The organism is Streptomyces sp. NPDC001903, from assembly GCF_042891345.1.
Classification (GTDB): domain Bacteria; phylum Actinomycetota; class Actinomycetes; order Streptomycetales; family Streptomycetaceae; genus Streptomyces.
The window spans coordinates 37,829-64,709 of sequence record NZ_JBIASZ010000013.1 but is presented as its reverse complement, the minus strand read 5'-3'; the positions used below and the strand labels follow the sequence as shown (position 1 = coordinate 64,709).

Here is a 26,881-nt window from a genome sequence, read left to right as displayed (position 1 = left end):
CCCCCGAGGAGAGGCCGTCGACCGCACGGGAGCGGAAGCAGGCTCCGCCGCTCCCGTGCACGTCAGGAGGCTGACAGCGAACGGTGATGACGCGGAGCCGTCCCTCGTACGAAGATGGCCGCATGTCAGAGACCCTTCGCAGCGACAGCGCCTCCCGGCTGCCCCGCCAGGTCGCCGACGCATACGTCGACGACCTCATTGCCATCGATCCGATCGCGGGCACCTATCTCGGTGTCGCCGCGTGCTCCAGCCGGCTCCCGGACTTCTCGCCCGCCGGCCGTGCGGCCGCCGCCGACCTGTCCCGTTCCACCCTCGCCCGCCTCGACGCCGCCGAGCGGCTGCCCGGCGCGGACAGCGACGCCGAGCGACGCTGCGGCCGCCTGCTGCGCGAGCGCCTCACCGCCGAACTGGCGGTGTACGAGGCGGACGAGGACCTGCGGACCGTCAGCAACATCCACTCGCCCGCGCATGCCGTCCGTGACGTCTTCACCCTGACCCCGGCCGACACGGACGAGGACTGGGCCGCGATCGCCGAGCGGCTGCGCGCGGTCCCCGGCGCCCTCGCCGGCTACCGCGAGAGCCTCGGACTCGGCCTGGACCGCGGCCTGTACGGGGGCCCGCGCGCCACCGCCACCTTCATCGACCAGCTCACCACCTGGGCGGGCGAGGACGGCGACGGCGCGGACGGCGGAGAGGCCTTCTTCGGCGAACTCGCGTCCCGCGGCCCGGAGGCGCTGCGTGCCGGGCTGGAGGAGGCGGCCGCCGGAGCCACCGCGGCCGTCGCCGAACTCCGCGACTGGATGCGCGACGTGTACGCGCCCGCCGTGGCCGACTCGCCGGACCAGGTGGGCCGCGAGCGCTACGCCCGCTGGTCGCGGTACTTCAACGGCACGGATCTGGACCTGGACGAGGCGTACGCCTACGGCTGGTCCGAATACCACCGGCTGCTCGCCGAGATGAACGCCGAGGCGGCCAAGATCCTGCCGGGCGCGGGTCCTTGGGAGGCCCTGGCCCACCTCGACGAGCACGGCACCCACATCGAGGGCGTCGACGAGGTGCGGGCCTGGCTCCAGGGCATCATGGACGAGGCCATCGAGAACCTCGACGGCACCCACTTCGAGCTCGCCGAGCGCGTGAAGCGCGTGGAGTCCATGATCGCCCCGCCGGGCGGCGCGGCGGCCCCGTACTACACGAACCCCTCGGAGGACTTCTCCCGCCCGGGGCGCACCTGGCTGCCGACGATGGGCCAGACCCGCTTCCCGGTGTACGACCTGGTCTCCACCTGGTACCACGAGGGCGTTCCGGGCCACCACCTCCAGCTCGCCCAGTGGGCGCACGTCGCGGACCAGCTCTCCCGCTACCAGGCCAGCGTCGGCCTCGTCAGCGCCAACGTCGAGGGCTGGGCGCTGTACGCGGAGCGCCTGATGGACGAGCTGGGCTACCTCAAGGACGCCGAGCAGCGCCTGGGCTACCTGGACTGCCAGATGATGCGCGCCGCGCGGGTCATCGTGGACATCGGCATGCACCTGGGCCTGGAGATCCCGGCGGATTCGCCGTTCCACCCGGGCGAGCGCTGGACGGTGGACCTGGCCCAGGAGTTCTTCGGCCTGCACAGCGGCCGGCCCGCGGACTTCATCGAGAGCGAGGTCACCCGCTACCTGTCGATGCCGGGACAGGCGATCGGCTACAAGCTGGGCGAGCGGGCCTGGCTGCTCGGGCGGGACAACGCCCGCGCCGCGCACGGGGACTCCTTCGACCTGAAGAAGTGGCACATGGCGGCGCTGTCGCAGGGCTCCCTGGGCCTGGACGACCTGGTGGACGAGCTGTCGAAGCTCTGACCGACCGCACTCACGCGTACGGGCCGCCCGCTCTCCCATGAGGGAGCGGGCGGCCCGTGCGCGTACGCCGTCCGCGGCACCCGGGTGCGAGGTCGGACCTCAGCAGCCGCAGTCGTCGGAGTCGGTCGGCGCGGTCAGCGGGTCCGCCTCGGCGCGCTGCTCGCTGCCCTGCCAGGTCTCGACCTCGAAGCCCTCGCGGATCCAGTACTCGATGCCGCCGAGCATCTCCTTGACCTGGAAGCCGAGCTGGGCCAGGGCGAGCGCGGAGCGCGTGGCTCCGTTGCACCCGGGGCCCCAGCAGTAGGTGACCACGGGAAGGTTCTTGTCGAGGAGCTGCCCGGCCTGCTCGGGAATGAGGGCGGTCGGCAGGTGGACCGCGCCGGGTACGTGGGCCTGGTCCCAGGCCGGGGTGGAGCGGGAGTCGACGAGCTGGAAGCCGAGCTCGGCACCCTGTTCGCGATGGGCCTTGAAGGCGGCGGCGACGTCGGACACGTCCGCGTGGAAGGCGAGGCTCGCGGCGAAGTAGGCGGCGGCCGCGGCCGGGGCGGCCGGGGGAACCCGGAGCACCGGGTTGGCGGCGGGAGCGGGGGCGGTGGCCGGGGCGGCGCTGTTCTGTGTCGTCGTCATGGCTCCGAATCTACGAGCCGCTGATCATCCCGGGAAGTGTCTATCCACGGCCTTCCCCTTGTTCGGCCGGGGATTCCCCTGCTACATCTGGCCCATGACCGACTATTCCCCTGACGCCACCGACTGGCGCATTCTGACGGCCCTCCAAGAGGACGGCCGGGCCAGCTTCGCCGATCTCGCCCGCGCGGTCTCGATGTCCGCGAGCGCGGTCACCGAGCGGGTGCGCCGCCTGGAGGAAGCCGGCGTGATCACCGGGTACACGGCCGTGGTGGACCCGGAGAAGCTGGGCAAGTCCATCCTCGCGCTGGTCCGGCTGCGCTATCCGCACGGCAACTACAAGCCGTTCCACGACCTGCTGGAGGCCACCCCGGAGATCCTGGAGGCCCACCACGTCACGGGGGACGACTGCTTCGTGCTGAAGGTCGCCACCCGTTCGATGGGGCATCTGGAGGAGGTCGCGGGCCGGATCTCGGGCCTCGGTTCCGTGACCACCAGCATCGTGTACTCCTCGCCGCTGTCCCGGCGCCCGCTCGGCCCATGACCGCCCGTGAGACCGGCGCTCAGTCGGCGAGGGACGCGGTGCGGTGGCGGACCACCGAGCCGCCACGCTGCTTGACGATCTCCAACTGGGCCTGGACCCGGGTCCGCAGGTCGGCGACGTGGCTCACGATGCCGACGCTGCGGTCCCGTTCGCGCAGCGAGTCCAGTACGTCGAGCACCTCGTCGAGCGCCTGGTCGTCGAGGCTGCCGAAGCCCTCGTCGATGAAGAGCGTGTCCAGGCGCATGCCGCCCGCCTCGTCGGTGACCACGTCGGCCAGGCCGAGGGCCAGGGCGAGCGAGGCGAAGAAGGTCTCCCCGCCCGACAGCGTGGCCGTGTCCCGCTCGCTGCCGGTCCAGGCGTCCACCACGTGCAGGCCGAGGCCGGAGCGCCCGCGTCCGCTCGCCTTGGCGTCGGAGTGGACGAGGGTGTAGCGGCCGCCGGACATCCGCAGCAGCCGTACCGTCGCCGCGGCCGCGACCTGCTCCAGGCGGGCGGCCAGCACGTACGCCTCCAGCCGCATCTTGCGCTCGTTGTCGGCGGAGGTGCCCGCCGTCAGCCCGGCCAGCCGGGCCACGCGGTCGTACGCCTCGCGCAGCGGGCCGAGCGCGCGCAGCTCCTGCTCGGCCTGGCGGGAGAGCCGGTCCAGCTCGGCGCAGCGCACCCGGGCCGCGTCCACGGCGGACCCTGCCGTACGAAGCTTCGCCGCGGCCCGGGCCTCGTACGCCCCGGCGGCGTCCGGCTCGGCCGGGGGCAGCTCCGCGGCCGCGGCGGTGTCGCTCTCGCCGAGGCGGTCCGCCAGCATGGCCTCCTCCGCCTGCCAGGCGTCCAGCCTCCGCTGGAGCGCGCTGCGTTCGTAGTCCGGCAGGACCGCGTCGGCGGCGGCCTCGACGGTGTCGAAGCCGGCCTTGAAGGCGGCGTCGGCGAGCTGGGCGTCGGCCTCCTTGAGCCGGCCCGCGGTGTCCTCGGCCCGGCGCAGCGCGGCGGCCGCCCCGGTGACCATCCGGACCCGGTCCTCCAGGGTCCGGGCGCGGGCGGCGACCGTGGGCGCGTCCCCCCGTACGAGGGCGAGCTCGGCCTCCAGCGCGGCCTGCTCCTGGTCCAGGGCCTCGCGCCGGGAGGCCCGGCCGGCGGCCCTGCGCTCGGCGTCGAGCCGGTCCGAGCTGCGTACGGCGTGCTCGCGCTCGGCGCCGGCCAGCCGCTCCCGGGCGGAGTGCAGCCCGGCGGCCGCCGCGTGGGCGGCGGCGTGCCGGGAGCTGAGGTCCGAGGTCAGCGCGAGGAGTTCCGCGGTGGTGGCCTCCCCGGCGGCCGCCGCCGCCTCGGCGCGGGCCTCCTGGACGGCGGCGAGTTTGCGCTCGACGGCGGCCCGGCTCTCCTCGGCCCGCTCGTAGCGGGCGTGGGCGGCGTCCTCGGCGGCCCGGTCCACGTGCCCGGGGGCCGGGCGCGCCGGAGCGGGGTGCTCCGCCGATCCGCAGACCGTGCACGCCTCCCCCGCCACCAGCGCCTCGGCGAGCTCGGCGGCGATCCCGCGCAGCCGGGCCTCCTTGAGTTCCAGCCAGCGCTCCCGGGCGGCCGTCGACTCCTCGCGCACGGAGAGCAGTTCGCCCTCGGCGCGCTCCGCTGCGGCGTCCAGCTCGTCGCGGCGCCGGGCGGCGGCCAGGTGCAGACGGGCCGGCTCCAGCCGCCCCGCGAGCTGCTCGGCCAGCGTCGCGGCCTGCTGGGCGGCGTCCACCCGCTCGGCGAGCGCGGTCCGGGTGGTCTCCCAGCGGGCGAGCCAGTCGGCGGAGTCCCGCAGCTGCTCCTCGGTGTCGCGGGCCTCCCGCTCCAGGGTGGCCCGCTCGCGGCCGATCTCGGCACTGCGCTGCTCGGACCGCTGGGCGGCGCCGAGCGCGCCGAGGTCCTCGCGCAGCCGCTGCTCGACGGCGGACAGCTGCTCGGTGCCCGCCTCGGCGAGGGCCGGGGGGAGTTCCGCCCGGGCGGCCGCCTCGGCGTGGGCGGCGGACAGGTGGGCGGCCGACGCGGCTCCGCGCAGTTCCAGGGCGGGGGCCACCAGGGCGCCCCGCCGGGCCCGGTCCAGCAGGGCGCGGACCCGCTCCCGCTCGGGCTCCGCCCCGGCGAGCAGCGCGGTGCGGCGGGCCGTCTCCGCGTGCCGGCGCTGGAGCCGGTCGAGCTCGCGCGCCTCCTCGGCGGCCCGCCGGGCGGCGGCGTGCCGGCTCTCGACGGCGGCGAGCGCGTACTCGGCGACGGTGAGCCGCTCGCGGGCGGAGCAGCGGGCGACGGCGGCCCAGGCCCGGATCGCCCCGGCCAGCCCGGGATCGCCCGGCTGGTGCCCGGGCAGCGGCCAGGCGCGCAGGTCGGCGCTGTCCCCGGCGGCCTGGGCGAGCCGCTGGGCGGTGCCGAGCACCTTTTCGTCGCCGGCCCGGACCTTGGCCTCGGCGGCCCGGCGGCGCTCGGCGAGCAGCGCCTCGACGGCGGCGAAGCGGCGGGTGTCGAAGAGCCGGCCCAGGAGCCGGCCCCGCGCCGCCTCGTCGGCCCGCAGGAACCTGGCGAACTCGCCCTGCGGCAACAGGACGACCTGGCAGAACTGCTCGCGGCTCATGCCGAGCAGCTGCTCGATCTCCTCGCCGATCTCCTGATGGGAGCGGCTGAGCCCCTGCCAGTGCTCCCCGTCGTACTCGCGCAGCCAGCTCTGCGCCTTGTCCTTGGTGGTGCCGGTGCCGCGCTTCTTCGGCCGGTCCTGTTCGGGGCGCCGGGTGATCTCCAGGCGCCGCCCGCCCGCGGTGAGTTCGAGGGTGACCTCGGTCGGGGTCCCGGCGTCGGCGTGGTCGCTGCGCAGGCTCGTGCCGGGCGCCTGGCGGGGGCCGGGCACCGATCCGTACAGGGCGTAGCAGACGGCGTCGAGGACGGAGGTCTTGCCCGCGCCGGTGGGGCCGTGGAGCAGGAAGATGCCGGCGCCGGACAGCGCGTCGAAGTCGATCTCCTGGGGTTCGGCGAAGGGCCCGAAGGCGGTGATCCTGAGCCGGTGCAGCCTCATCGGCGGGTCTCCTGCCGGCCGTCGTCCGCCCGTACGTCCTCGAAGGCGCCGTGGAGCACGGCCCGTTCGGCCTCGTCGGCGACCCCGCCGCCCCGCACGTGGGCGACGAAGTCCTCGGCGATCTCCTGATCGCTGCGGCCCTTGAGGCGCTGGGCGTACGAGGCCCCGCCGGACTCCTCGCGGCCCTCGGGGTCGAAGGCGAGGCTGAGGGTGTGCGGGAAACGGGCGGCGAGCCGGGCCATCGGGTCCTCGGGCCGGACCGGGTCGGTGAGGGTGGCCTCGATCCAGGAGTCCTCGTACGCGGCGTACGCGGCCTCCTCCAGCAACGTGTCGAGCCGCCCCCGGAGCCGGGCGAGCGGCCGGGGCACGGGGGTGTCGACGCGCTCGGCGGTGATCTCCCCTGCCGGGCCGAGGTCGATCAGCCACATGGTCTTGCGGTGGTCGGCCTCGGAGAAGGAGTAGGCGAGCGGGGAACCGGAGTAGCGGACCCGTTCGTTGATCGTCTGGCAGCCGTGGAGGTGTCCGAGGGCCGCGTAGTCCACCCCGTCGAAGACGGAGGCGGGCACGGCCTCGACCCCGCCGACGGCGATGTCGCGCTCGCTGTCGCTGGCCTGTCCGCCCGTGACGAAGGCGTGTGCGAGGACGACGGAGCGGGTGCCGGGGGCGCGCGCGGCGAGGTCCGCGCGGACCAGGTCCATGGCCGCGCCCAGCACCGCCTCGTGGCTCACCTTCTGCGCGCCGAAGCGGTCCTTCACCAGGGCGGGCTCCAGGTACGGCAGTCCGTACAGGGCCACCTCCCCGTGTACGTCGGCCAGCACCACGGGGTCGGCGCAGCCCCCGGGGTCGGTCCGCAGGTGGATCCCGGCCCGGCCGATCAGCCCGGCACCGACGCCGAGCCGGCGGGCGGAGTCGTGGTTCCCGGAGATCATCACGGTGGGCACGCCGAGGTCGGCCAGCCGGTGCAGGGCCTGGTCGTACAGCTCGACGGCGGGCAGCGGGGGCACGGCCCGGTCGTAGACGTCGCCGGCGACGAGGACGGCGTCGACCTCGTGCTCCCGGACGGTCTCGACCAGGTGGTCGACGAAGGCGGCCTGGGCCCCGAGCAGGTTCACGCGGTGGAAGGACCGGCCGAGGTGCCAGTCGGAGGTGTGCAGGAGCCTCACTCGCCGGCCCCGCCGGACGTCTCGCCGCACATGTTTCTTCCGTCCCCCTGGTCGTCCCGATCGTCTCCCGCTCGCTGAGCCCCTCTACGCTAACGCGTCACCGGGGCCCGCGAGCCCCGTCCTCAGGACGCGTACGTCTCCCCGCCGAGGGTGAGCGTGGCGCTCCCGGCCGTGCTGTCGGCGAGCCAGGCCTCGAAGGCGGGCAGGTCGGCCTCCGGCAGGGCGACCTCGATCTCGACCGCGGCCCCGTAGCGCAGGTCCACCACGGTGCGGCCGGTGGAGCGCAGGTCGTTCTGGGTCTTGCCGGCCCGCTGGTGGTCCACGGTGACGGTGGCCAGCCGGTAGCGCCGCCGGGTGACGGTGCCGAGCTCGTCGAGGGCTTCGCCGACGACGCCCCCGTAGGCCCGGATGAGCCCGCCGGCGCCGAGCTTCACGCCGCCGTAGTAGCGGGTGACGACGGCGACGGCGTACCGCACGTCCCGGCGCATCAGCATCTGCAGCATGGGCACCCCGGCGGTGCCGCCGGGCTCCCCGTCGTCGCTGGCCTTCTGGACGGCGGCGTCGGCCCCGATGACGTACGCGAAGCAGTTGTGCGTGGCGGTGGGGTGCTCCTTGCGGACGCGCGCGATGAACTCCTGCGCCTCCTGCTCCGTCGCGGCGGGCGCGAGCGAGCACAGGAAGCGCGAGCGGTTGATCTCCGCCTCGTGCAGGCCCTCCCGGGCCACCGTCACGTACTGGTCTGCCTTCACCGCTCCACCCTACGGGGAATCGGACATGCGTCCTTTCGGTTGGTCACGGTGCGGGCCGGAGGACCGGCCGCACCGTGAAGGCAACAGGAGGCGGCACCGTGTACGGCGACCCGGCAACCATCCGCAGGATCCTCACCGAGCTCGGCGACACCTGGGCCGTGGTGGGGCTGTCCAACAACCGGGACCGGGCGGCCTACGGGGTGGCCCGCACGCTCCAGCGGTTCGGGAAGCGGGTGGTGCCCGTGCATCCGAAGGCGGAGACGGTCCACGGCGAACAGGGCTACGCCTCGCTCGCGGAGATCCCGTTCAAGGTGGACGTGGTGGACGTCTTCGTGAACAGCCACCTGGCCGGGGCCGTCGCCGACGAGGCCGTGGCCGCCGGGGCGGACGCCGTCTGGTTCCAGCTCGGCGTGATCGACGAGGCCGCCTGCGCCCGCACCCGCGAGGCCGGTCTGGACATGGTGATGGACGTCTGCCCCGCCATCGAGATCCCGGCGCTCTGAGGGGCCTCCCCCGACCCGTCCGCGGCGGCGGGGTGCGCCTGAACTACCGTGCAGGGTGTTCCGGCTGCACTTCCCGTACTGCGAGGCCCCTGCCATGACCGCCCTCTTCGCCCTGGCCACAGCCCTGCTGTGGGGTCTCGCCGACTTCGGCGGCGGGCTGCTGACCCGCCGGCTGCCGGCGCTCACGGTGGTCGTGGCCTCCCAGGTCCTCGCCGTGGTCGCGCTCGGCGCGGTCGTCCTGGGTACGGGGGCCTGGCGGGAGGCCGGGCCACAGCTGTGGTTCGCGGTCGGGGCGGGCCTGGTCGGCCCGGTCGCCATGCTCAGCTTCTACAAGGCGCTGGCGCTCGGCCCGATGGGCGTGGTCTCGCCGCTCGGCTCGCTCGGGGTGGTCGTGCCCGTCGCGGCCGGGCTGGCGCTGGGCGAGCGGCCGGGGCCCGGGCAGTTCGCCGGGATCGCGGTGGCCGTCGCGGGGATCGTCCTCGCGGGCGGCCCGGAGCTGCGCGGTGCGCCGGTACAGCGCCGGGCGGTGGTGCTCACCCTGACCGCGGCCTTCGGCTTCGGTGCGGTGATGGCCCTGATCGCGCAGGCGTCGAGCAGCGTCACCGGGCTGTTCCTCGCGCTGTTCGTCCAGCGGGTCACCAACGTGGCCGCGGGCGGCGCCGCCCTGTGGGTACGGACCCGGCGCGGCACCCCGGCCCTGCCGGCGGGGACGGGCCCGCGGATCCTGTGGGGGCTGCTGCCCGCGCTGGCCTTCGTCGGCCTGGCCGACGTCGCGGCGAACGGCACGTACTCCGTGGCCGCCCAGAACGGGCCGGTGACCGTGGCCGCCGTGCTGTCCTCGCTCTACCCGGTGATCACGGCGTTCGCCGCCTTCGTCGTCCTCAAGGAGCGGCTGCGGACCGTCCAGGCGGCCGGCGCCGGACTGGCGCTCGCCGGAACGGTTCTGCTCGCCGCGGGCTAGACACCCCTAGGCGGTCCAGTGCGTGTCCGCCGAGCGCTCCTCGGCCTCCGTCAGCAGCGCCACCGCACGCAGCTGCTCCGGCGTCACCCCTTCCGGGATCGGCACCGGCGCCGGGGTCCGCAGCGGCGGCTGCCAGCCCGTCTCCGGCTGCCACCGGCGGACGATCCGCGCGGGCGCCCCGGCCACCACCGCGTGGTCCGGCACCTCGCCCCGTACGACGGCCCCCGCGGCCACCACCACGTTGCGCCCGAGCCGCGCCCCCGGCAGGATCACCGCGCCCGTGCCGAGCCAGCAGCCGGAGCCGATCTCCACCGGGGCGCTGCGCGGCCACTGCTTGCCGACGGGCTCGTGCGGATCGTCATAGCTGTGGTTCGTCGAGGTGATGTACACCCCGGGCCCGCAGAAGGTGTCGTCGCCGATCGTGATCCGGGTGTCGGCTATGACGTGGGTGTCCCGGCCGAGCACGACCCCGTTGCCGAGGACCAGCACCGGCTCGGTGCCGAGGTCCAGGCCGGGCATCATCCCGGCCGTGAGCGTGACCTGCTCGCCGATGATGCAGTGGTCGCCGAGGCGGATCCACGGCTCGCCGAAGACCGTTCCCTGGGGGAAGGCGAGGCGGGTGCCGTGCCCGATCGCGCCGAAGCGGAGCCTGCCGGGCGTCTGCGCGGTGACCGCGCCGGCCTGCTGCATCCAGCGCCAGCCGGCGTGGACCACTCGGTTGGCGAGCCTGCGGCGCAGGGCCGTCAGCGATGAGAACGTGTTCTGGTTCTTCGGCACCGGGTCACCGTAACGCCCCGGGGGCCCGGAGCGCGCCGTGATCTTCACCCCATCGCCGATCGGACCGGGCCCGTGCCCTACCGTGCCCCTGGCGCGACACACAGGGCACTCCAGCACACAGGACTGAGGAAGAGAACATGACGTATCACGCGGACCGGGGCCAGGCACTCGTCGCGGGCGTGGGCGGCAAGAGCCCGCAGATCGACCCCACGGCCTTCGCCGCACCGACCTCGGTCGTGGTCGGCGACGTCACGATGGCCCCGAACTCGAGCATCTGGTACTCGGCGGTGCTGCGCGCCGACTGCGGCCCGATCTCGCTCGGCGCGGACAGCAACGTGCAGGACAACTGCACACTGCACGTCGACCCCGGGTTCCCGGTCTCGATCGGCGAGCGCGTGTCCATCGGCCACAACGCCGTGGTGCACGGCTGCACCGTCGAGGACGACTGCCTCATCGGCATGGGCGCCACCGTCCTCAACGGCGCGGTGATCGGGGCCGGCTCGCTGGTGGCCGCGCAGGCGCTGGTCCCGCAGGGCATGGTGGTCCCGCCCGGCTCGCTGGTCGCGGGCGTGCCGGCCAAGGTGCGGCGCGAGCTGACCGACGAGGAGCGCGAGGGCATCAAGGTCAACGCGCTGATGTACGCGGACCTGGCCAAGCAGCACCGCGCCGCCGTCCAGCCCCCGCAGTAGCCGTACGCGGGCACCCGCGCCCGGCGCCCCGCGGCCGGAGGACGTCCGGCCCCGGGTCGGCGGCCGGCTACTCCGCCGCGGCGGCCGCCGTCTCCGTCGCGTCCGCGGAGGCGGCCGCCTTCTTCATGCGGCTGCGCAGCACCAGCGTCACCGTGAGGCCGATCACCAGCGCCAGCACCAGCGCGACCCACGAGAAGCCCTTGAGCCACGGCTCCGCGACGATGCCGATCGAGTAGATGACGGCCGTGGTGCCGCCGGCCCACAGGATCCCGCCGAGGATGTTCGCGACGAGGAACCGCCAGTACGGCATGTGCAGGACACCGGCCAGCGGACCCGCGAAGATCCGCAGCAGGGCCACGAACCGCCCGAAGAAGACGGCCCACATGCCCCACTTCTCGAACGCGCGCTCCGCCTGGGCCACGTGCTGCGGCCCGAAGTGCTTGGGGAAGCGCCGCCCGAGCCGCTCCAGCAGCGGCTTGCCGCCCCTGCGCCCGATCGCATAGCCGATCGAGTCGCCGACGATCGCGCCGGTCGACGCGCAGATCCCCAGGACCACGGGGTCGATCTCGCCGTGCTGCGAGGCCAGCAGCGCCGAGCTGACCAGGACGATCTCTCCCGGCAGCGGGATGCCGAGGCTTTCCAGCCCGATGACCAGACCCACCAGGAGATAGATGCTGACCGCCGGAATCGTCTCCAGCCATTCCTGGATGTGCACCGGTACGTCCTCCCGAGTCGCGGCGGCGCATCCGCTGTGACACGCCGAACGGGCAGCCTATCTGCTGGTGACCACAGCCTTGGCCGTCAGGTGGAGTTCGCGCGAGGAACGGCCCGCGAACACTTCACGACGGCCCGGACCCGGCACCCAGGCGTGCGCTTCGGGGTCCCAGGAGGACAGCGCGCGGGCGTCGATGTCCAGGACCACGCGCTGCGCCTCGCCGGCGGCCAGGGTGAGCCGCCGGTAGCCGGCCAGCGCGCGCACCGGCTGGTCGAGTTTCAGCTCCGCGGACGGGCCCACGTACACCTGGGCGACCTCGGTGCCCTTGCGGCTCCCGCTGTTGCGGACCGTGAACTCCACGCGCAGCCCGCCGCGCGCCGGCCGCACGCTCAGGTTCTCGTACTCCCACGTCGTGTACGAGAGCCCGTGCCCGAACGGGAACAGCGGGGCCACCCGCTGCGCGTCGTACCAGCGGTGCCCGACGTGCACGCCCTCGGCGTACTCCTGCCGCCCGCCCACCCCCGGGTAGCGCAGCGGGTCACCGCCGACCGGGGTCGCCTGCTCGTCGGCCGGGAAGGTCTGGGTGAGCCGGCCGCCCGGGTCCACGTCCCCGAAGAGGAGGTCGGCGGTGGCCGCGGCGCCCTCCTGGCCCGGGTAGTACATCTGGAGGACCGCTCCGGTACGGGAGAGCCACGGCATGGTGGTACTGGAGGAGGTGTTCAGCACGACCGTGGTGCGGGGGTTCACGGCGGCGACCGCCTCGATCAGCCGCGCTTGGCCGCCCGGCAGCCCCAGGGAGGTCCGGTCGGTTCCCTCGGTGGCGTCCTCGTAGGCGAACAGCACGACGCTGTGTGCCTGCTCGGCGGCCTTCACGGCCTCGGCGAGATCGGCGGCCCGGGTCGCGTTCGTGGTGTGCCGCAGCCGGAACCGCTGGCCCTTGGCCCCGCCCTCGGCGAAGACGGCCAGCCGGTGCGTGCCCGCGGTGAGGGTGAGGGTGCGGCGGCGGACGGCGAGCCCGTCGGGCGCCGCACCGAGGAGTCCGCCGGCGAACTGCTCGGCCGCGCCCGGCCGGACGGGGAAGAGCTCCTCTCCGTCGAGGCGCACGCCGGGCCGCTTCCCGGTGTAGTGGACGAGCAGCGTCCACTCCTCGTCCGCGGCGAGCGTGAACTCGCCCTGGTGGCTCCAGCTCCGCCCGGCCTCCACGCGCCGGTCGGCCAGGTCGGCGGCCGGGTTGAGCAGCCGCGCCGGGAGCGGGCGGCCGTACAGGTCCTCGCCGAGCGCGTAGCGCACCGTACTGCCGTCGCCGGCGCGCCGCCTGATCGCGTCGAGCGGGCCGGGAGCCCGCTCGGGGACCACGTGCGCGCTGCCGCCGCCACCGACGAAGGGCACCTGCCCGGTGGGTCCGATCACCGCGATCGAGCGGGCGGCTGCTCCGGTCAGCGGCAGGGTCGCGCGTTCGTTGCGCAGCAGTACGGCGCCCGCGGCGGCGACCTTGCGCGCGACCCGGGCCCCGGCGGCGGCGTCGCGGGCGGGCCGGGCCGGCGGGCGCCCCGCGAGCAGGCCGAACCGGTCCATGGTGACCAGGATCCGGCGTACCGCCAGGTCCACGGCGTCCTCGTGGACGGTCCCCGCGCGCACCGCCTGCTGGAGCGGGGCGCCGAAGTGGGTGCCGCCGGGCATCTCCATGTCCAGGCCGGCGCCGATGGCCGCGACGGTGCTGTGGGCCGCGTCCCGGTCGGACATCACCCAGCCGCCGAACCCCCAGCGCCCGCGCAGCAGTTCGTCGAGCAGGGGCTTGTTCTCGCAGGCGTACGTGCCGTTGACCTTGTTGTACGCGCCCATCACGGCGCCGGCCCCGGCCGCGACGGCGGCCTCGAAACCGCGCAGCTCCGTCTCGTGCAGGGTCTGTTCGGCGGCGACGGCGTCGACGGTGTCGCGGCCCTGCTCCTGGTTGCCCAGGGCGAAGTGCTTGACGGTGGCGATGAGGCCCTCGTCCTGGATGCCGCGGACCACCTCCGCGACGAGGTCCGCGGTCAGCCGGGGGTCCTCGGAGAAGGTCTCGAAGTTCCGCCCGGCGTAGGGAGTGCGGATCAGGTTGGCCATCGGCGAGAGGAGCACGTCCTGGCCGAGCGCCCGGCCCTCGCGGCCGATGACCCTGCCGTACTCGCGGGCCAGCGCCGGGTCGAAGGCGGAGGCGAGCATGACGGGGGCGGGCAGTGCGGTGGCGGGCCTCGCGACCCGCACCCCGGCGGGCCCGTCGGCGAGCCGCAGCGCCGGGATGCCCAGGCGCGGTACTCCGGGGACGTACCCGGCCTGGCCGAGCGGAGCGGGGTCCGGGGCGCCGTGCAGCAGGGCCGTCTTCTCCTCGAGGGTGAGCCGCTCCAGCAGGGCGTCGATCCGGGCTGCGCTGCCGGGCCGGGCGGCGGCGGCCCCGGTCGCGGCGGCCGATGCCGAGGCCTTGCGCGGGACCGCTCCGCCGGGAGGCACCGCGGCCACGCAGCCGCCCGCTCCCAGGGCGGCTCCCACCGCCCCGAGCAGCCCGATCGCGCGGCGTCTGGACACGGCCTCGCTCATGGGCGCTCCCTGCGGCTGCGGCTCGGGTCGGGTCGGCGGGAGCGGCCCGCGCCGGACCGCTCCCGCCGTCCACTGTGCGCCGCCGCCCCGCCCGGGACCGGCCGGACGCGCCACCGCCGGGGGCAGGTTCAGCCCTGCGGCGGCTGCTCCCGGACGTCGGCCTCGCGGCGGGGCCCGTCCTGCGCCTGTACGCGCGCCTCGGTGCGGTGCCCGCGCGCGATGTAGTCCCGTACGACGGCCTCCACGGCGTCCTGGGGCGAACCGATCCCGGCGAGGACCATCACCTCCACCACCAGCTCTGCGTCGAGCTTGATGTCGACCTTGGCCACGGCCACCTCCGGTTCGTCGCGCGCGGACTCCAGCCCTGCCCGCGCCCCCGCCCGCGAAAACACGGAACCCGCCCCGGACCTGGATGTTCGTCCCCGGGGCGGGTTCCCGGCCGGCGGGCGCGCCGGCCTGTGCGCGGCTACGCGTTCGGGCGCAGGGTCCACACGACGGTCATCTCGCCCGTCACGGCCTCGTCCTCGCGCTGGATGGCGATGGTGACGGGGAACTCGGGGCGGCCGCCCGCGTCGAGTTCGGCGATGACCTCGGCGGCCGGGCGACCGAGGGTGGCGGTGGCGGTCACGACGCCCTTGGCGAGCTTCTTGTAGCCGATCTCGGCCTTGACGGCGAGGGGCACGGCGCGCGAGAGCTGGTCGCCGAAGGCGGCCAGGACGATCGCGCCGCTCGCGGACTCGGCGAGGGTGAACATGGCTCCGGCGTGCGGGCCGCCCACGTGGTTGTGGTAGTCGGGCTGGTCCGGCAGCCGGACGACCGCGCGCTCGGGGGTGGTCTCCAGGAACTGGAGGTTCAGGGTCCGGGCCATCGGCACCGTCGCGGCGAGCAGTTCGCCCACGTTCATCTGATCTGCGCTCATGGGATCCGATGTTACCCGCGAGTAGACACCCTTGGCCAGACCTTCACATGGGGCGGACGTGCCTCCCGACACCGACTCCCACTATCGTTACCGGCCATGTGGCCAGGACAGCAGCAGCCGCCCGGGGGACAGCAGAACCCTCAGGACGCGCATCAGAACCCGTACCAGCAGCAGGGGCAGCCGGCGCAGCCGGGACAGCAGCCGAACCCCTACCAGCAGCAGCCCGGCTACGGATACCCGCAGGCCGGCTACCAGCCCCAGCCGCCCACCCAGCCCTGGGGCCAGCCCCAGCAGCCCGTGCCGGCGCCGAAGAGCGGCGGGAGCCCCTTCTCGACGAAGACCGTGGCCATCGTCGCCGCGTCCGCGGTCATCGTGGCGGCGGCCGGCACCGGTGCGTTCGTCCTGACCCGGGACGACAAGAAGAACGACGTGGCCGACAACAAGCCCGCCGCGTCCTCCTCGGCCGCGGCCACGCCCCAGGCCCCGGCCTCCCCCGGCGCCAACCCGCGCGCCGGCGGCGAGGTCAAGCCCGTGGTCCCGGGCTGGAAGGTCGTCCTCAACCCCAAGTACGGCACCGCCTTCGACGTCCCCCCGGAGTGGAACGTAGCGAGCGCCGGCGTCATCTCGGGCTTCGAGGACGCGAGCAAGAACGACGGCATGCCGCTCACCACCTTCTCCGCGCCGGCCTTCCTCAAGGAGGACTGGTGCAAGGTCGACTCCAACAAGGACGGCCGTGAGGAGTCGACCGGACTCGCCGGAACCGGCACCAAGGGCGGCCAGGGCGCCAAGGACACCGCCGAGGCGGTGAAGAACGAGGCCGGCAACTGGGCGTTCGCCGCGTACGCGCAGAAGGCGCCCAAGGGCACCGTGAAGGTCTCGGAGCCGAAGGAGTACACCACCTCCTCGGGCCTCAAGGGCCACATGGCGACCGCGACGGCGACCGGCGTGCCCAAGCAGGACAAGTGCACCACCGACGGCAAGTCCATCGCCTTCAGCTTCAAGACCGCCAACGGCGACTTCTCCAGCTGGATCCTCTACAGCGTCACCGGAGTTCCGGGCGAGGTCCCCCAGGAGACGATGGACAAGATCCTCAGCTCGGTGCGCCTCAACGGGACCGCCAGCAACGGCTGATCGACCGCCGACCCCTTCGGCACCATTCGCCCCACTCCGCGCCCCGGACCGTAATCCGTTTGGATTCTCGGCCCGGGGCGTGGATAGTCCGGGGGTGAGCTCTCCCCCCACCGCACCGTCCCGCACGACCGCACACCGCCGCCGGCCCGCCTGGGCGGGCCGCAATTACACCCTGCTCACGGGCGCCGCGGTCGTGACGAACCTCGGCAGCCACGGAGCGCTCATCGCCTCGGCCTTCGCCGTCCTGGAGGCGGGCGGGTCCGGTGGCGACGTGGGCCTGGTGGCGGCGGCCCGTACGCTCCCGCTCGTCCTCTTCCTGCTCATAGGCGGGGCGCTCGCCGACCGGCTGCCGCGCCACCGCGTGATGGTCGCGGCCAACGCCCTCAACTGCGTCTCGCAGGCCGCCTTCGCCGTCCTCGTCCTGACCGGGCACCCGCAGCTGTGGCAGATGATGCTGCTCACCGCGCTCTGCGGCACGGGCCAGGCCTTCTTCAACCCGGCCGCCGAGGGCATGCTGCTCTCCAGCGTCTCCGCGGAGCACGCCAACCGCGCCTTCGCCCTGTTCCGCATGGCCATGAACGGGGCCGGCATCGGCGGCGCGGCCCTCGGCGGCGCCATGATCGCCGCGATCGGCCCCGGCTGGGTCCTCGCCGTGGACGCCGCCGCCTTCGCCGTCGCCGGGGCGATGCGCGCCTTCCTCGACGTCGGCCATGTCGCCGACCGGGCTCCCGGCGGCGGTCTCCTGGCGGACCTGCGCGAGGGCTGGGTGGAGTTCCGGACCCGGCCCTGGCTGTGGAGCATCGTGCTCCAGTTCTCCGTGGTCGTCGCCGTCGTCGGCGCCGCGGAGGCGGTGTACGGACCCCTGGTCGCCCGGGACCAGCTGGGCGGACCGGCCCCCTGGGGCCTGGCACTGGGCTTCTTCGGCATCGGCACCATCGCCGGCGCCGTCCTGATGATGGTGTGGAAACCGCGGCGCCTGCTGCTGGTCGGCACGCTGTGCGTGTTCCCGCTGGCGCTGCCGTCGGCAGGTCTGGCGGTCCCGCTGCCGGTGTGGGGCCTGTGCGCGGTGATGTTCGTCAGCGGGACGGCCATCGAGGTGTTCGGCGTGAACTGGATGACGACCATGCACCAGGAGATCCCGGAGGAGAAGTTCTCCCGGGTCTCCGCCTACGACTGGTTCGGCTCGGTGTCGATGCTCCCGCTGGCGACCGCCGTGGCCGGTCCCGTCGAGTCCGCCTTCGGCCGCACCTCGGCCCTGTGGGGCTGCGCCGCGCTGGTCGTGCTGGGCACCGCGGCGGTCCTCTTCGTCCCGGACGTACGCCGGATGACCCGCAAGCCCGCGCCCCCGAAGGCCGCCTCGGTCCCGACCGCCGCCGCTCCCGGACCGGCGGCCGAGTCCACCGGCGTCAGCCCAGGCTGAAGGCGCCCTCCGGCGGCTCCGGCGAGGCCTGGGCGTCCGCGTCGGCCACCGGCACGGCCCCCTTCATGAACCGGGCCAGGGCTGCCCCCGCCTCGACCCGGGCCGCGAACGCGTCCGCCGCGCACCGGCGCGACAGCGCGGCCACCGGCAGCTCCGCGTCCGAGGCGAGCAGTACGGCGTTCCCGAACCGCCGACCGCGCAGCACCCCCGGCTCCGCGACGAGTGCTAGCTCCCCGAACACCGCGCCGAAGTTGGCGAGCTGGGCCCGCAGGAAGCCGAACGGCGCCCCGTCGGCCAGGTTCGCCGCGTACACCCCGTCCGGCCGCAGCACCCGCGCCGCCTGACGCGCGTACTCCACGGAGGTCAGCTGCGCCGGCACCCGCGAGCCGCCGAAGACGTCGGCGACGAGCACGTCCGCGCTGTCCGCGGCCGCGTCCTCCAGCCAGGCCCGCGCGTCGGCGGCGTGCACGGTGACACCCGAGCCGGCCGGCAGCGGCAGGTGCTCCGCGATCAGCTCCACGAGTGCGGCGTCGAACTCCACGACCGCCTGCCGGGATCCCGGCCGCGTGGCCGCCGCGTAGCGGGGCAGCGTCAGCCCCCCGCCGCCGAGGTGCAGCAGGTCCAGCGCGGCCCCGGGCTCGGCCACGCTGTCGAGGACGTGCCCGAGCCGGCGTACGTACTCGAACTCCAGGTGCCCGGGATCGTCGAGGTCCACGTACGACTGAGGCGCACCGTCGACGGTCAGCAGCCAGGCCCGCTCCCGGTCCACGTCCGGCATCAGTCTGGCGGTGCCCTGGCCCACGTCCCGGACGACCGGGATCTGTTCGTCGCTCACCGCACCATTGTCCGGCAGACGGCAGACGGCAGACGGCAGACGGCAGACGGCGGGCGGCAGACGGCGGGCGGCGGGCGGCAGACGGCGGGTCAGTCCGCCCAGACCTCGGCCGCCTCCGCGGCGTGCTCGGCGGCCTGCGCGAGCCCGGCCCGCGCCGCCGGGTCCCGCCGCGCCGGGTCCAGGACGTTGCGCCCGAAGGCCTTGCGGGCCTGCGCGGACGGGGTGATCAGCAGCACCCGCGCCCCCGCCTCGCGCAGCCGGGCCGCCTGGGCGGCCGGGGAGGGGACGAGTCCGGATCCGAGCGCCATCGGCGCGAGGATCACCACCCGCCGGTAGCCCGAGGCGAGGTCGGCGTTGGTCGCCGACCGGATCCCGCCGTCGATGAACCGGCGCCCGCCGACCGTGACCGGCGGCCACACCCCGGGCACCGCACAGCTCGCCGATACCGCGTCGACCAGGGCGGCCCCGCTCTCCCGGTCGAAGGCCGCGAGCTCGCCGGTCAGCGCGTCGACGGCGGTGACGACGAGCCTGCGCTCGGGCCAGGCGTGCGAGACGAGCCGGGCCTCCAGCACCTTGCGCCGGTCCGCCTCCTCGCCGGTGTCGGCGGCGAGCGCGAGGGAGCCGACCCTCCTGCGGTAGCTCTCCGCGTCCCGCGAGCGCACCATCGCCACGGCGTACCGGGCGATGAGTCCCTTCCCGAGCCGGGCGACGGCCTCGCCCACGGGATCGCCGAGCTGGCGCTCGTACAGCTCCCGCGGGGTGAGCAGCCCGGAGGTGAGCTGGGCGCCCACCACCGAGCCGGCGGAGGTGCCGACGACGAGGTCGGCGGCGGTCAGGTCCGCGCCCGCCTGCGCGAGCCCGTACAGGATCCCCGCCTCCCAGCCGATGCCGGTGAGTCCCCCGCCGCCCAGCACCAGTGCCGTATCGCCGCTCATCCCGGTCCGCCCCTCTCCGTACGCCCGTGGTGACGGCAGTCTGGCGCAACCGGGCCGCCGCCACCACGGTGGGGGCCGCACCGCGGGCAGTGCCTCAGTCGAGCACGGCCGTGACCGTCCCCGCGCCCACGGTCCGCCCGCCCTCGCGGATCGCGAACCCGAGCCCCGGCTCCAGCGGTACGTCCCGTCCGAGCTCGACGGTCATCTCGACCGTCTCCCCCGGCCGGGCCACCCCGGCCGCGCCGAGGTCCACGTCCCCCACCACGTCGGCGGTGCGGATGTAGAACTGCGGCCGGTAGCCGGAGGCCACCGGAGTCGTCCGGCCGCCCTCCCGCGCGGCGAGTACGTACACCCGCGCGGTGAAGCGGCGCTTCGGCACGACGCTGCCGGGCGCGGCGACCACCTGCCCGCGGCGTACGCCGTCCCGCGGCACCCCGCGCAGCAGCAGCGCGACGTTGTCCCCGGCCTCGGCGGACTCCATCGGCTTGCCGAAGGTCTCCAGGCCGGTCACCACGGTCTCGACGGGCTCGCCGTCGCCGCCGAGGACGCTGACGCGGTCGCCCGTGCGGACGCCGCCGCGCTCGACGGCGCCGGTCACCACCGTGCCGCGGCCGGTGATGGTCAGCACGTTCTCCACCGGCAGCAGGAACGGCGCGTCCGTGTAGCGCACCGGCATCGGCACGTACGTGTCCACGGCGTCGAGCAGCGCCTCGATCGCCCCGGTCCAGCGCGGGTCGCCCTCCAGCGCGCCGAGTCCGGAGACCCGTACGACGGGAGCGCCGTCGCCGCCGTAGCCGTTGGCGGTGAGCAGCTCGCGGACCTCCAGCTCGACGAGGTCGATGAGCTCGGGGTCCCCGGCGTCGGCCTTGTTGAGCGCGACGACGATGTGGTCGACGCCGACCTGCCGGGCGAGGAGCACGTGCTCGGCGGTTTGCGGCATGACCCCGTCGAGCGCGGAGACGACGAGGATCGCCCCGTCGAGCTGGGCGGCGCCGGTGACCATGTTCTTGACGTAGTCGGCGTGCCCGGGCATGTCCACGTGGGCGTAGTGCCGGGTGTCGGTCTCGTACTCGACGTGCGTGAGGTTGATGGTGATGCCGCGCCGGGCCTCCTCGGGGGCCCGGTCGATGCGGTCGAACGGCACGAAGGAGGCGCCGCCGCGCTCGGCGAGGACCTTGGTGATGGCGGCGGTGAGGGTGGTCTTGCCGTGGTCGACGTGACCCATGGTGCCGATGTTGAGGTGCGGCTTGGTGCGCACGAAGGCCGTCTTGGCCATGATGTCTTCCCGAGTGCTTCCGAAGCTTCGAAGGGGACCCCTGAGGCGGACCGACCCTCCCCCTGCGGGGTCCGCCGGACGATCCGGGAAGGGTCAGCTTCGTGCGCCGTCGAATGCGGCGAAGGCGGTTGCCTCGAATGCCTCGAATGCCTCGAAGAGGAAAGCGGCAGCCTTCGGCGCGTCCGCGACTGCGGACGGTGCGGCGAGGAAGGCGTACCGGGACATGCCCCCGATCCTGCCGGACCGCCCCCGCCGCGTCGAACGAATTACCGCGCCGTCAGAGGTTCTTGAGTGCCTCGCGCACCGAGAGCGGGGAGAGGGAGTCCCGTTCCGCCTCGACGAAGGCGCGGACCGCGTCCGGGTCCGTCTTCGCGTACTCGCGCAGCGCCCAGCCGATGGCTTTGCGGATGAAGAAGTCCGGGTGGCCGCTCTGGCTGCGGCAGTAGGCGAAGAGGCGTCCGGTGTCCGTCGCGGACTTGTGGCGCAGCTGGTGGAGGAGGGCGGTGCGGGCGAGCCAGAGGTCCTCGTCCCCGATCCACGCGTCCATCACGGCCTTGAGCCGCGGATCGGCGGCCACGAGCGGGCCGACCGCGTGCGCCGCGAGGAGGTCGACGGTGTCCCACCACGGGACGGTGACGATCAGCCGGCGCACCACCGGCAGGAATCCGGAGGAGCAGACCCGGACGTGGCGGCGCAGGTAGTCCACCGCGAAGTAGTGGTACTCGCGCTCGGGGAGCTCCCAGCATCGCAGCACGAGCGCCTCGACGTCCGCCTCCGCCGGCTTGGCGGTCCGCTCGGTCACCGCTCTCGACAGCTCGCGCCGCAGCGGGGTGCGGATGCCGAGGAAGGGCGCGACGTCCTTCATGTACGCGGCCATCGACCTGGCCTGCTCCGGGTCGGCGGCCGCCGCGTACGCCGCGGTCAGGCGCTCCACGAGGGTGTCCGCGAGGGCGCTGCGCGGGACCTTCGGGGGTCGCTGGTCGTTCGGCCGCATGAGGCCCAGATTACGGCGGGGCGCCGCATTCGTCGGCTAGTCTCCCCGGATGTCCCTCCTCCTCGCGCCGTGGACCCGGCTGTCGCTGCTCGTCGTGCTGCTGGCGGCGGCCGGCGTGTGCGTCGTGCTGTACGAGCCCCAGCGCATCCTCTCGGAGGGCTGGCCCCCGGGCCTGCCGGTCGGCGCGGCGGTCCTGCTCTTCGCGGCCGCGTACGGGGTGGCGACGGCGGCGCTGGTGCCGCGCCCGCTGCTCAACCTCGCGGCGGGCGCCGTGTTCGGGATCCCCTTCGGCCTGGCCGCGGCGGTCGCCGGCTCGGTCCTCGGCGCCGGGATCTCCTTCGGGCTGGGCCGGATGATGGGCCGCGACGCCGTACGGCCGCTGCTGCGCGGCCGCTGGCTCCGGGCGGCCGACGACCAGCTGGCCCGGCACGGCTTCCGCTCGATGCTGGCGGTCCGGATCTTCCCCGGCCTGCCCTTCGCGGTCGCCAACTACTGCGCGGCGGTGTCCCGCTGCGGCTGGCTGCCCTTCCTCCTCGCGACGGCGATCGGCGTCGTCCCGAACACCGCCGCGTACGTGGTCGCGGGCGCGAGCGCGTCCTCCCCGGACTCCCCCGCCTTCCTCGCCTCCTTCGGTTTCATCGCCCTCTCCGCGGTCGGGGCCGCGGTCGTCGGATGGCGGGGGCGGCACCGGCTGACGTCCGAACCGGCGTGCGAAACGCGCGATCCGGCGCCCGTGCACCCCCCTGTGGTCAGCGCCGCTCCCCACGGGCCCTAGCATCGGACCCGAACTGCCCGACGATCACAAGGACGAGCGCACCCCGACATGAGCTGGTTCGAATCCCTAATCCTCGGTCTCGTCCAGGGGCTTACGGAGTTCCTCCCGATTTCCTCCAGCGCCCACCTCCGGCTGACCGCGGCATTCGCCGGCTGGCAGGACCCGGGCGCGGCCTTCACCGCGATCACGCAGATCGGCACCGAGGCCGCCGTGCTGATCTACTTCCGCAAGGACATCGCACGGATCGTCTCCATGTGGTTCCGCTCGCTGTTCAACGCCTCGCTGCGTTCGGAGCAGGACGCCAAGATGGGCTGGCTGGTGATCGTCGGATCGATCCCGATCGGTGTCCTCGGCGTCGCGTTCAAGGACCAGATCACGGGCCCGGCCCGTGACCTCCGGCTGACCGCGACCACCCTGATCGTGATGGGCGTCGTCCTCGGCATCGCGGACCGGCTGGCCGCCCGCGACGAGGAGGGGGGCCGGCACCGCGCCATCCGCGAGCGCAAGACGCTGAAGGAACTGGGCGTCAAGGACGGCCTGATCTTCGGTCTGTGCCAGGCGATGGCCCTGATCCCGGGCGTCTCCCGCTCCGGTGCGACGATCTCCGGCGGTCTGCTGCTGGGCTTCACGCGCGAGGCGGCCGCCCGCTACTCGTTCCTGCTCGCCATCCCCGCCGTGCTGGCATCGGGCGCGTTCGAGATCAAGGACGTGATCGAGAGCCCGGGGCACATCACCTGGGGGCCGACGATCTTCGCCACGGTCATCGCGTTCTTCGTGGGCTACGCCGTCATCGCGTGGTTCATGAAGTTCATCTCCAGCAAGAGCTTCATGCCCTTCGTGGTCTACCGGATCGCCCTGGGCATCGCGCTGTTCGTGCTGATCGGCATGGGCGTGCTCAGTCCCTTCGCCGCCGAGTCGGCGGGCTGACACCACCGCCGCTCACCGCTTCGCGTGAACCGGAGGCCGCTCGGGAACGTTCCCGGGCGGCCTCCGCGTCGTTGTGCCTGGAGAGACCTGAAGAGACCGGAAGGCAAACAGCAGGGGGTGTCCCATGGGTCGAGTGGTGCTGGAGCGGTTTCCGGCCGGAAGTCCGAGGGGAAGCTGGCCCGCCGAGGAGTACGCGGCGGAGCGGATGCGCGAGGGCGTGCCCGCCGAGGTGGTGATGGACCTGGCCACCGACGCGTTCCTCGTCGTGGTCCGGCAGCGGGAGGCGCATTCCGGTCATTGATCCACCGCGCGCGGATCCGGACCGCGCACGCCCCTTGGCCTCGCCGCCCCGCGCCCCCACACTGACCCGATGACTCAGCGTGTGGACCTCGCCACGGTGATGGACCGGATGGCGATCGACGAGGTGGTCACGGGGTACGCGGTGGCCGTGGACGACGGCGACTGGGCGGCGTACCGCGCGCTGTTCACACCCGCGGGACGGGCCGACTACAGCTCCGCGGGCGGGATCGAGGGCCCGGCCGCCGAGGTCGCGGACTGGCTCGCGCAGACCATGGCGCTCTTCCCGGTGCGCCAGCACCTCATCGTCAACCGGCTGATCCGGCTGGAGGACCGGGGCGGCTGGCCCGGCGACCGGGCCGAGGTACGGGCCGATTTCCTCAATCCGATGCGGCTCGCCGGGCCGGAGTTCGACGGGACGGTGACCGCGCCGAACTTCGTGGCCGCCGGCCGCTACACCTTCGGCCTCGCCCGCACGCCCGACGGCGGCTGGCTGCTCACGGGCGTCACCGTCCACGAGAAATGGCGGCACATGACGGCCTGATCCACAAGACACGGCCAAGGCGGATCCGCCTCCGCCCCGGCGGATCCACCCTGCCCGCCCGGAAGGCCGCCCGGAAGGCCGCCCGGAAGGCCGTCCGGAAGGCCGCCCGGAAGGCCGCCCGGAAGGCCGTCCGGAAGGCCCTGTTCCACACTGGAAGCGGAGGCGCTCCATGGTCGCGAAGCGGATCCGGTACCGGCGGGCGGCGGCCGCGGTCGCCGCCGGAGCGCTGCCGTGCCTCGCCTTCCCCGCCCCCGCGCTCTGGTGGTTCGCGTACGTGGCCCTCGTGCCCTGGATGCTGCTGCTGAGGTCGGCGCCGACCGGGCGGCGCGCGGCCCTGGAGGGCTGGCTGGGCGGCGCCGGGTTCATCATCGCGGTCCACCACTGGCTGCTGCCCAGCCTGCACGTGTTCCTGCTGCCCGTGGCGGCCCTGGTGGGGCTGCTCTGGATCCCTTGGGCGCTGCTGGTGCGGGAGTTCCTCGGCGGGGTCCCGGATCCGGGGCGGGCGGCGGCCGCGCTGCTCCTCGTACCGGCGGGCTGGCTGCTGTCCGAGCTGGCCCGGTCCTGGCAGGGGCTGGGCGGGCCGTGGGGGCTGCTGGGGGCCAGCCAGTGGCAGGTGCCCCCCGCGCTGCGGCTGGCCTCGGTGGGCGGGGTGTGGCTGGTGAGCCTGCTGGTGGTGGCGGTGAACTGCGCGCTGGTGCTGCTGATCTGCGTGCCGGCGGCCCGGGTTCCGGCGGTGGCGGGAGTGACGGGGTGCGTGGTGCTGACGGGGGCAGTGTGGCTGTGGGTGCCGCGGCCCGAGGTGTCGGGCACCCTGCGCGTGGCCGTCGTACAGCCGGGCCTGGTGGCGGACGGCCCGGACAGCGCCGAGCAGCGGTTCGCCGCCGGGGAAGGGCTGACGCGGACGCTGGCCGGGCAGCGCGTGGACCTGGTGGTGTGGGGCGAGAGCAGCGTCGGGGCGGACCTGGCCGAGCGTCCGGACCTGGCCCGACGGCTGGCCGCGCTCTCCACCGAGGTCGGGGCTCCGCTGCTGGTCAACGTCGATGCCCGGCGGCCCGCGGGCCCGGCGGAAGGCCCGGTGACGACACCGGTCGCCGCGGCGGCCACGACGGCCCCCGGGGGCGGCATCTACAAGAGCTCCGTCCTCGTCGGCCCCGGCGGGCCGACCGGCGACCGGTACGACAAGATGCGCCTGGTCCCCTTCGGCGAGTACATACCGGCCCGGTCGCTGCTCGGCTGGGCCACCTCGGTCGGCAAGGCCGCCGGCGAGGACCGCAGGCACGGCGCGGAGCCGGTCCTGATGAACCTGCCGGGGCGGCCCGGTGTCCGGATCGGCCCGCTGGTCTGCTTCGAGTCGGCCTTCCCCGACATGAGCCGGCGCCTCACCCGCGACGGGGCGGCCCTGCTGATCGCACAGTCGGCCACCTCCAGCTTCCAGCACAGCTGGGCCCCCGCGCAGCACGCCTCGCTCGCCGCCCTGCGCGCCGCCGAGGACGGCCGCCCGATGGTGCACGCCACCCTCACCGGCATCAGCGCGGTGTACGGCCCGTCCGGCGAGCGGATCGGCCCGGCCCTGTCCACCTCGGCGCGCGCGGCACAGGTGTACGAGGTCCCGCTCGCCGGCGGTTCGACGTACTACGTCCGCTTCGGGGACTGGCCCGTGGGCGCCTGCATCGCGCTGCTGGCGGCGTACTGCGCGGTCGAGGGGCTCAGGACGCTCAGGCTCAGGAAGCCTGCTCCAGAGCCGACGACACCACCCGCTCGCACAGCTCGTGGGTGAGCAGCGCGTCGCGCGCGCTCAGCGTCCTGCCCGCCGCGACGGACTCCAGGAAGGCGTCCACGACCTGCTCGATGCCGCGCTGGCGGGCGACCGGGACCCAGTCCCCGCGGCGCCGCACGGTCGGCTGGCCGCGGTGGTCGATGATCTCGGCGAGGTTGACGACCTGCCGCTTGGTGTCCTGCCCCGATACTTCGAGGATCTCCTCGGTGGAGCCGGACAGCCGGTTCATGATCCCGAGCGCGGTGAAGCCCGGGCCCGACATCTGGAGGACGACCTGGTGCATCAGGCCTTCACGGACCTGGGCCCGGACGTCGATGTGGTCGGCTTCGCCGGGGAGCAGGAAGCGCAGGGTGTCGACGACGTGGATGAAGTCGTCGAGGACGAAGGTCCGCGGGCCCTCGGCCAGTCCGACCCGGTTCTTCTGCATGACGATCAGGTCGCGCGGGTGCTCGGCGCACTGCGCGTAGCCGGGTGCGTGGCGGCGGTTGAAGCCGACGGCGAGCGAGACCCCGCGCTCCTCGGCGAGTTCCACGAGCCGTCGTGAGTCCTCGAGCTCGTAGGCGAGCGGCTTGTCCACGTACGTCGGCACGCCCGCTTCGAGCAGTCGCGCCGCGATCTCGGGGTGAACGGCCGTCGGGGCGTGGACGAATGCCGCGTCGAGGCCCTCGGCCAGGAGGGCGTCGAGGGTGGTGTGGCGGCGGGCCGCCGGCACGTGGTGGATCTCCCCGATCCGCTCCAGCGTGGCCGGGGTCCGGGTCTGCAGGTGCAGTTCCACGCCCGGGCGGGAGGTGAGGACGGGCAGGTACGCCTTCTGGGCGATGTCGCCGAGTCCGATGACGCCGACCTTCACCAGGAACCTCCAGGTAGATCCTTGTGGGACTTC

At 74.3% G+C, this 26,881-nt stretch carries 27 protein-coding genes; 12 read left to right on the top strand and 15 right to left on the bottom strand.

What is annotated here, in order from left to right; translation table 11 throughout:
- Positions 1 to 122 precede the first annotated feature (122 nt).
- Positions 123 to 1,838, top strand: coding sequence for a DUF885 domain-containing protein (locus ACFYZS_RS26535; protein ID WP_389017430.1), 1,716 nt, complete (start codon positions 123 to 125; stop codon positions 1,836 to 1,838).
- 99 nt (positions 1,839 to 1,937) lie between these two features.
- On the opposite strand, the gene ACFYZS_RS26530 is transcribed toward ACFYZS_RS26535, so the two are convergent.
- Positions 1,938 to 2,465 carry a rhodanese-like domain-containing protein gene (locus tag ACFYZS_RS26530; RefSeq protein ID WP_389017427.1) on the bottom strand — a complete coding sequence of 176 codons (528 nt, stop codon included), beginning with the start codon at positions 2,463 to 2,465 and terminating at the stop codon, positions 1,938 to 1,940.
- A 94-nt stretch (positions 2,466 to 2,559) separates the two neighbouring features.
- Here ACFYZS_RS26530 and ACFYZS_RS26525 point away from each other — a divergent pair, with 94 nt between their 5' ends.
- On the top strand, positions 2,560 to 3,006 hold the full coding sequence (locus tag ACFYZS_RS26525) for an Lrp/AsnC family transcriptional regulator (RefSeq protein WP_389017425.1): 447 nt from the start codon (positions 2,560 to 2,562) through the stop codon (positions 3,004 to 3,006).
- A gap of 19 nt (positions 3,007 to 3,025) precedes the next feature.
- On the opposite strand, the gene ACFYZS_RS26520 is transcribed toward ACFYZS_RS26525, so the two are convergent.
- From ACFYZS_RS26520 to ACFYZS_RS26510, 3 genes are all read right to left on the bottom strand, one after another.
- On the bottom strand, positions 3,026 to 6,037 hold the full coding sequence (locus ACFYZS_RS26520; RefSeq protein ID WP_389017422.1) for an AAA family ATPase: 3,012 nt from the start codon (positions 6,035 to 6,037) through the stop codon (positions 3,026 to 3,028).
- Positions 6,034 to 7,200 carry an exonuclease SbcCD subunit D gene (locus tag ACFYZS_RS26515; protein ID WP_389017419.1) on the bottom strand — a complete coding sequence of 389 codons (1,167 nt, stop codon included), beginning with the start codon at positions 7,198 to 7,200 and terminating at the stop codon, positions 6,034 to 6,036. Before ACFYZS_RS26515 ends, ACFYZS_RS26520 begins: the two co-directional genes overlap by 4 nt.
- Positions 7,201 to 7,322: 122 nt before the next feature.
- Positions 7,323 to 7,949, bottom strand: a complete 627-nt coding sequence (locus ACFYZS_RS26510; RefSeq protein WP_389017416.1) for a YigZ family protein — start codon at positions 7,947 to 7,949, stop codon at positions 7,323 to 7,325.
- 98 nt (positions 7,950 to 8,047) lie between these two features.
- Between ACFYZS_RS26510 and ACFYZS_RS26505 the strand changes: the two genes are divergently transcribed.
- Both ACFYZS_RS26505 and ACFYZS_RS26500 read left to right on the top strand, forming a co-directional pair.
- Positions 8,048 to 8,452, top strand: a complete 405-nt coding sequence (locus ACFYZS_RS26505) for a CoA-binding protein (protein WP_389017885.1) — start codon at positions 8,048 to 8,050, stop codon at positions 8,450 to 8,452.
- Between the two features lie 94 nt (positions 8,453 to 8,546).
- Positions 8,547 to 9,413 carry an EamA family transporter gene (locus ACFYZS_RS26500; protein ID WP_389017413.1) on the top strand — a complete coding sequence of 289 codons (867 nt, stop codon included), beginning with the start codon at positions 8,547 to 8,549 and terminating at the stop codon, positions 9,411 to 9,413.
- Positions 9,414 to 9,419: 6 nt separating this feature from the next.
- Here the strand turns inward: ACFYZS_RS26500 and ACFYZS_RS26495 are convergent, their stop codons facing one another.
- Positions 9,420 to 10,190, bottom strand: coding sequence for an acyltransferase (locus ACFYZS_RS26495; RefSeq protein WP_389017410.1), 771 nt, complete (start codon positions 10,188 to 10,190; stop codon positions 9,420 to 9,422).
- 137 nt (positions 10,191 to 10,327) lie between these two features.
- Here ACFYZS_RS26495 and ACFYZS_RS26490 point away from each other — a divergent pair, with 137 nt between their 5' ends.
- Positions 10,328 to 10,879 (top strand): gamma carbonic anhydrase family protein, encoded by a 552-nt coding sequence (locus tag ACFYZS_RS26490; RefSeq protein ID WP_030158329.1) that lies wholly within the window; start codon positions 10,328 to 10,330, stop codon positions 10,877 to 10,879.
- 67 nt (positions 10,880 to 10,946) lie between these two features.
- Here the strand turns inward: ACFYZS_RS26490 and ACFYZS_RS26485 are convergent, their stop codons facing one another.
- From ACFYZS_RS26485 to ACFYZS_RS26470, 4 genes are all read right to left on the bottom strand, one after another.
- Positions 10,947 to 11,594 carry a DedA family protein gene (locus ACFYZS_RS26485; protein ID WP_389017407.1) on the bottom strand — a complete coding sequence of 216 codons (648 nt, stop codon included), beginning with the start codon at positions 11,592 to 11,594 and terminating at the stop codon, positions 10,947 to 10,949.
- Positions 11,595 to 11,651: 57 nt separating this feature from the next.
- Positions 11,652 to 14,168 (bottom strand): beta-glucosidase, encoded by a 2,517-nt coding sequence (locus ACFYZS_RS26480; protein ID WP_389017404.1) that lies wholly within the window; start codon positions 14,166 to 14,168, stop codon positions 11,652 to 11,654.
- A gap of 128 nt (positions 14,169 to 14,296) precedes the next feature.
- Positions 14,297 to 14,497 carry a DUF2191 domain-containing protein gene (locus tag ACFYZS_RS26475; RefSeq protein ID WP_389017882.1) on the bottom strand — a complete coding sequence of 67 codons (201 nt, stop codon included), beginning with the start codon at positions 14,495 to 14,497 and terminating at the stop codon, positions 14,297 to 14,299.
- A 137-nt stretch (positions 14,498 to 14,634) separates the two neighbouring features.
- Positions 14,635 to 15,087: a DUF4442 domain-containing protein gene (locus ACFYZS_RS26470; protein WP_181382609.1), complete on the bottom strand. Its 453-nt coding sequence runs from the start codon at positions 15,085 to 15,087 to the stop codon at positions 14,635 to 14,637.
- Positions 15,088 to 15,183: 96 nt separating this feature from the next.
- Between ACFYZS_RS26470 and ACFYZS_RS26465 the strand changes: the two genes are divergently transcribed.
- Positions 15,184 to 16,218: a hypothetical protein gene (locus tag ACFYZS_RS26465; protein ID WP_389017400.1), complete on the top strand. Its 1,035-nt coding sequence runs from the start codon at positions 15,184 to 15,186 to the stop codon at positions 16,216 to 16,218.
- A 94-nt stretch (positions 16,219 to 16,312) separates the two neighbouring features.
- Complete coding sequence (locus ACFYZS_RS26460; RefSeq protein ID WP_389017397.1) at positions 16,313 to 17,638, top strand: MFS transporter; 1,326 nt, start codon at positions 16,313 to 16,315, stop codon at positions 17,636 to 17,638.
- Here ACFYZS_RS26460 and ACFYZS_RS26455 read toward each other — a convergent pair.
- From ACFYZS_RS26455 to ACFYZS_RS26435, 5 genes are all read right to left on the bottom strand, one after another.
- Positions 17,625 to 18,416 carry a spermidine synthase gene (locus tag ACFYZS_RS26455; protein ID WP_389017879.1) on the bottom strand — a complete coding sequence of 264 codons (792 nt, stop codon included), beginning with the start codon at positions 18,414 to 18,416 and terminating at the stop codon, positions 17,625 to 17,627. The two genes, ACFYZS_RS26460 and ACFYZS_RS26455, sit on opposite strands and share 14 nt — an antisense overlap.
- Before the next feature lie 146 nt (positions 18,417 to 18,562).
- Positions 18,563 to 19,408 carry a patatin-like phospholipase family protein gene (locus tag ACFYZS_RS26450; protein ID WP_389017394.1) on the bottom strand — a complete coding sequence of 282 codons (846 nt, stop codon included), beginning with the start codon at positions 19,406 to 19,408 and terminating at the stop codon, positions 18,563 to 18,565.
- A 94-nt stretch (positions 19,409 to 19,502) separates the two neighbouring features.
- On the bottom strand, positions 19,503 to 20,684 hold the full coding sequence (gene tuf / locus ACFYZS_RS26445) for an elongation factor Tu (RefSeq protein ID WP_389017391.1): 1,182 nt from the start codon (positions 20,682 to 20,684) through the stop codon (positions 19,503 to 19,505).
- A gap of 93 nt (positions 20,685 to 20,777) precedes the next feature.
- Positions 20,778 to 20,909, bottom strand: coding sequence for a hypothetical protein (locus ACFYZS_RS26440; protein ID WP_389017388.1), 132 nt, complete (start codon positions 20,907 to 20,909; stop codon positions 20,778 to 20,780).
- 52 nt (positions 20,910 to 20,961) lie between these two features.
- Entirely contained in the window at positions 20,962 to 21,678 is a 717-nt protein-coding gene (locus ACFYZS_RS26435; protein WP_389017385.1) for a DNA alkylation repair protein, read from the bottom strand.
- Between the two features lie 49 nt (positions 21,679 to 21,727).
- Between ACFYZS_RS26435 and ACFYZS_RS26430 the strand changes: the two genes are divergently transcribed.
- The 5 genes from ACFYZS_RS26430 (at position 21,728) to lnt (ending at position 25,998) form a co-directional block, all read left to right on the top strand.
- The gene (locus tag ACFYZS_RS26430) at positions 21,728 to 22,453 is read left to right on the top strand and encodes a TVP38/TMEM64 family protein (protein ID WP_389017382.1); all 726 of its coding nucleotides are present in this window, start codon (positions 21,728 to 21,730) and stop codon (positions 22,451 to 22,453) included.
- A 48-nt stretch (positions 22,454 to 22,501) separates the two neighbouring features.
- Complete coding sequence (locus ACFYZS_RS26425) at positions 22,502 to 23,380, top strand: undecaprenyl-diphosphate phosphatase (RefSeq protein ID WP_389017378.1); 879 nt, start codon at positions 22,502 to 22,504, stop codon at positions 23,378 to 23,380.
- Positions 23,381 to 23,504: 124 nt separating this feature from the next.
- The gene (locus ACFYZS_RS26420; protein WP_099893904.1) at positions 23,505 to 23,681 is read left to right on the top strand and encodes a hypothetical protein; all 177 of its coding nucleotides are present in this window, start codon (positions 23,505 to 23,507) and stop codon (positions 23,679 to 23,681) included.
- Between the two features lie 69 nt (positions 23,682 to 23,750).
- On the top strand, positions 23,751 to 24,221 hold the full coding sequence (locus ACFYZS_RS26415; protein WP_389017375.1) for a nuclear transport factor 2 family protein: 471 nt from the start codon (positions 23,751 to 23,753) through the stop codon (positions 24,219 to 24,221).
- A 169-nt stretch (positions 24,222 to 24,390) separates the two neighbouring features.
- Positions 24,391 to 25,998: an apolipoprotein N-acyltransferase gene (lnt, locus tag ACFYZS_RS26410; protein WP_389017372.1), complete on the top strand. Its 1,608-nt coding sequence runs from the start codon at positions 24,391 to 24,393 to the stop codon at positions 25,996 to 25,998.
- On the opposite strand, the gene ACFYZS_RS26405 is transcribed toward lnt, so the two are convergent.
- The gene (locus tag ACFYZS_RS26405) at positions 25,943 to 26,848 is read right to left on the bottom strand and encodes a Gfo/Idh/MocA family protein (RefSeq protein ID WP_389017369.1); all 906 of its coding nucleotides are present in this window, start codon (positions 26,846 to 26,848) and stop codon (positions 25,943 to 25,945) included. The genes lnt and ACFYZS_RS26405 overlap by 56 nt on opposite strands.
- Positions 26,849 to 26,881: the final 33 nt, after the last annotated feature.

Coding starts and splice junctions, on each gene's coding strand:
- ACFYZS_RS26415 (WP_389017375.1), top strand. CDS start 23,751: ATGACTCAGCGTGTGGACCTCGCCACGGTGATGGACCGGATGGCGATC.
- ACFYZS_RS26535 (WP_389017430.1), top strand. CDS start 123: ATGTCAGAGACCCTTCGCAGCGACAGCGCCTCCCGGCTGCCCCGCCAG.
- ACFYZS_RS26435 (WP_389017385.1), bottom strand. CDS start 21,678: ATGCGGCCGAACGACCAGCGACCCCCGAAGGTCCCGCGCAGCGCCCTC.
- ACFYZS_RS26465 (WP_389017400.1), top strand. CDS start 15,184: ATGTGGCCAGGACAGCAGCAGCCGCCCGGGGGACAGCAGAACCCTCAG.
- ACFYZS_RS26520 (WP_389017422.1), bottom strand. CDS start 6,037: ATGAGGCTGCACCGGCTCAGGATCACCGCCTTCGGGCCCTTCGCCGAA.
- ACFYZS_RS26455 (WP_389017879.1), bottom strand. CDS start 18,416: ATGCCGGACGTGGACCGGGAGCGGGCCTGGCTGCTGACCGTCGACGGT.
- ACFYZS_RS26420 (WP_099893904.1), top strand. CDS start 23,505: ATGGGTCGAGTGGTGCTGGAGCGGTTTCCGGCCGGAAGTCCGAGGGGA.
- ACFYZS_RS26500 (WP_389017413.1), top strand. CDS start 8,547: ATGACCGCCCTCTTCGCCCTGGCCACAGCCCTGCTGTGGGGTCTCGCC.
- ACFYZS_RS26440 (WP_389017388.1), bottom strand. CDS start 20,909: ATGTCCCGGTACGCCTTCCTCGCCGCACCGTCCGCAGTCGCGGACGCG.
- ACFYZS_RS26425 (WP_389017378.1), top strand. CDS start 22,502: ATGAGCTGGTTCGAATCCCTAATCCTCGGTCTCGTCCAGGGGCTTACG.
- ACFYZS_RS26525 (WP_389017425.1), top strand. CDS start 2,560: ATGACCGACTATTCCCCTGACGCCACCGACTGGCGCATTCTGACGGCC.
- ACFYZS_RS26530 (WP_389017427.1), bottom strand. CDS start 2,465: ATGACGACGACACAGAACAGCGCCGCCCCGGCCACCGCCCCCGCTCCC.
- ACFYZS_RS26480 (WP_389017404.1), bottom strand. CDS start 14,168: ATGAGCGAGGCCGTGTCCAGACGCCGCGCGATCGGGCTGCTCGGGGCG.
- ACFYZS_RS26490 (WP_030158329.1), top strand. CDS start 10,328: ATGACGTATCACGCGGACCGGGGCCAGGCACTCGTCGCGGGCGTGGGC.
- ACFYZS_RS26450 (WP_389017394.1), bottom strand. CDS start 19,408: ATGAGCGGCGATACGGCACTGGTGCTGGGCGGCGGGGGACTCACCGGC.
- ACFYZS_RS26470 (WP_181382609.1), bottom strand. CDS start 15,087: ATGAGCGCAGATCAGATGAACGTGGGCGAACTGCTCGCCGCGACGGTG.
- tuf (WP_389017391.1), bottom strand. CDS start 20,684: ATGGCCAAGACGGCCTTCGTGCGCACCAAGCCGCACCTCAACATCGGC.
- lnt (WP_389017372.1), top strand. CDS start 24,391: ATGGTCGCGAAGCGGATCCGGTACCGGCGGGCGGCGGCCGCGGTCGCC.
- ACFYZS_RS26430 (WP_389017382.1), top strand. CDS start 21,728: ATGTCCCTCCTCCTCGCGCCGTGGACCCGGCTGTCGCTGCTCGTCGTG.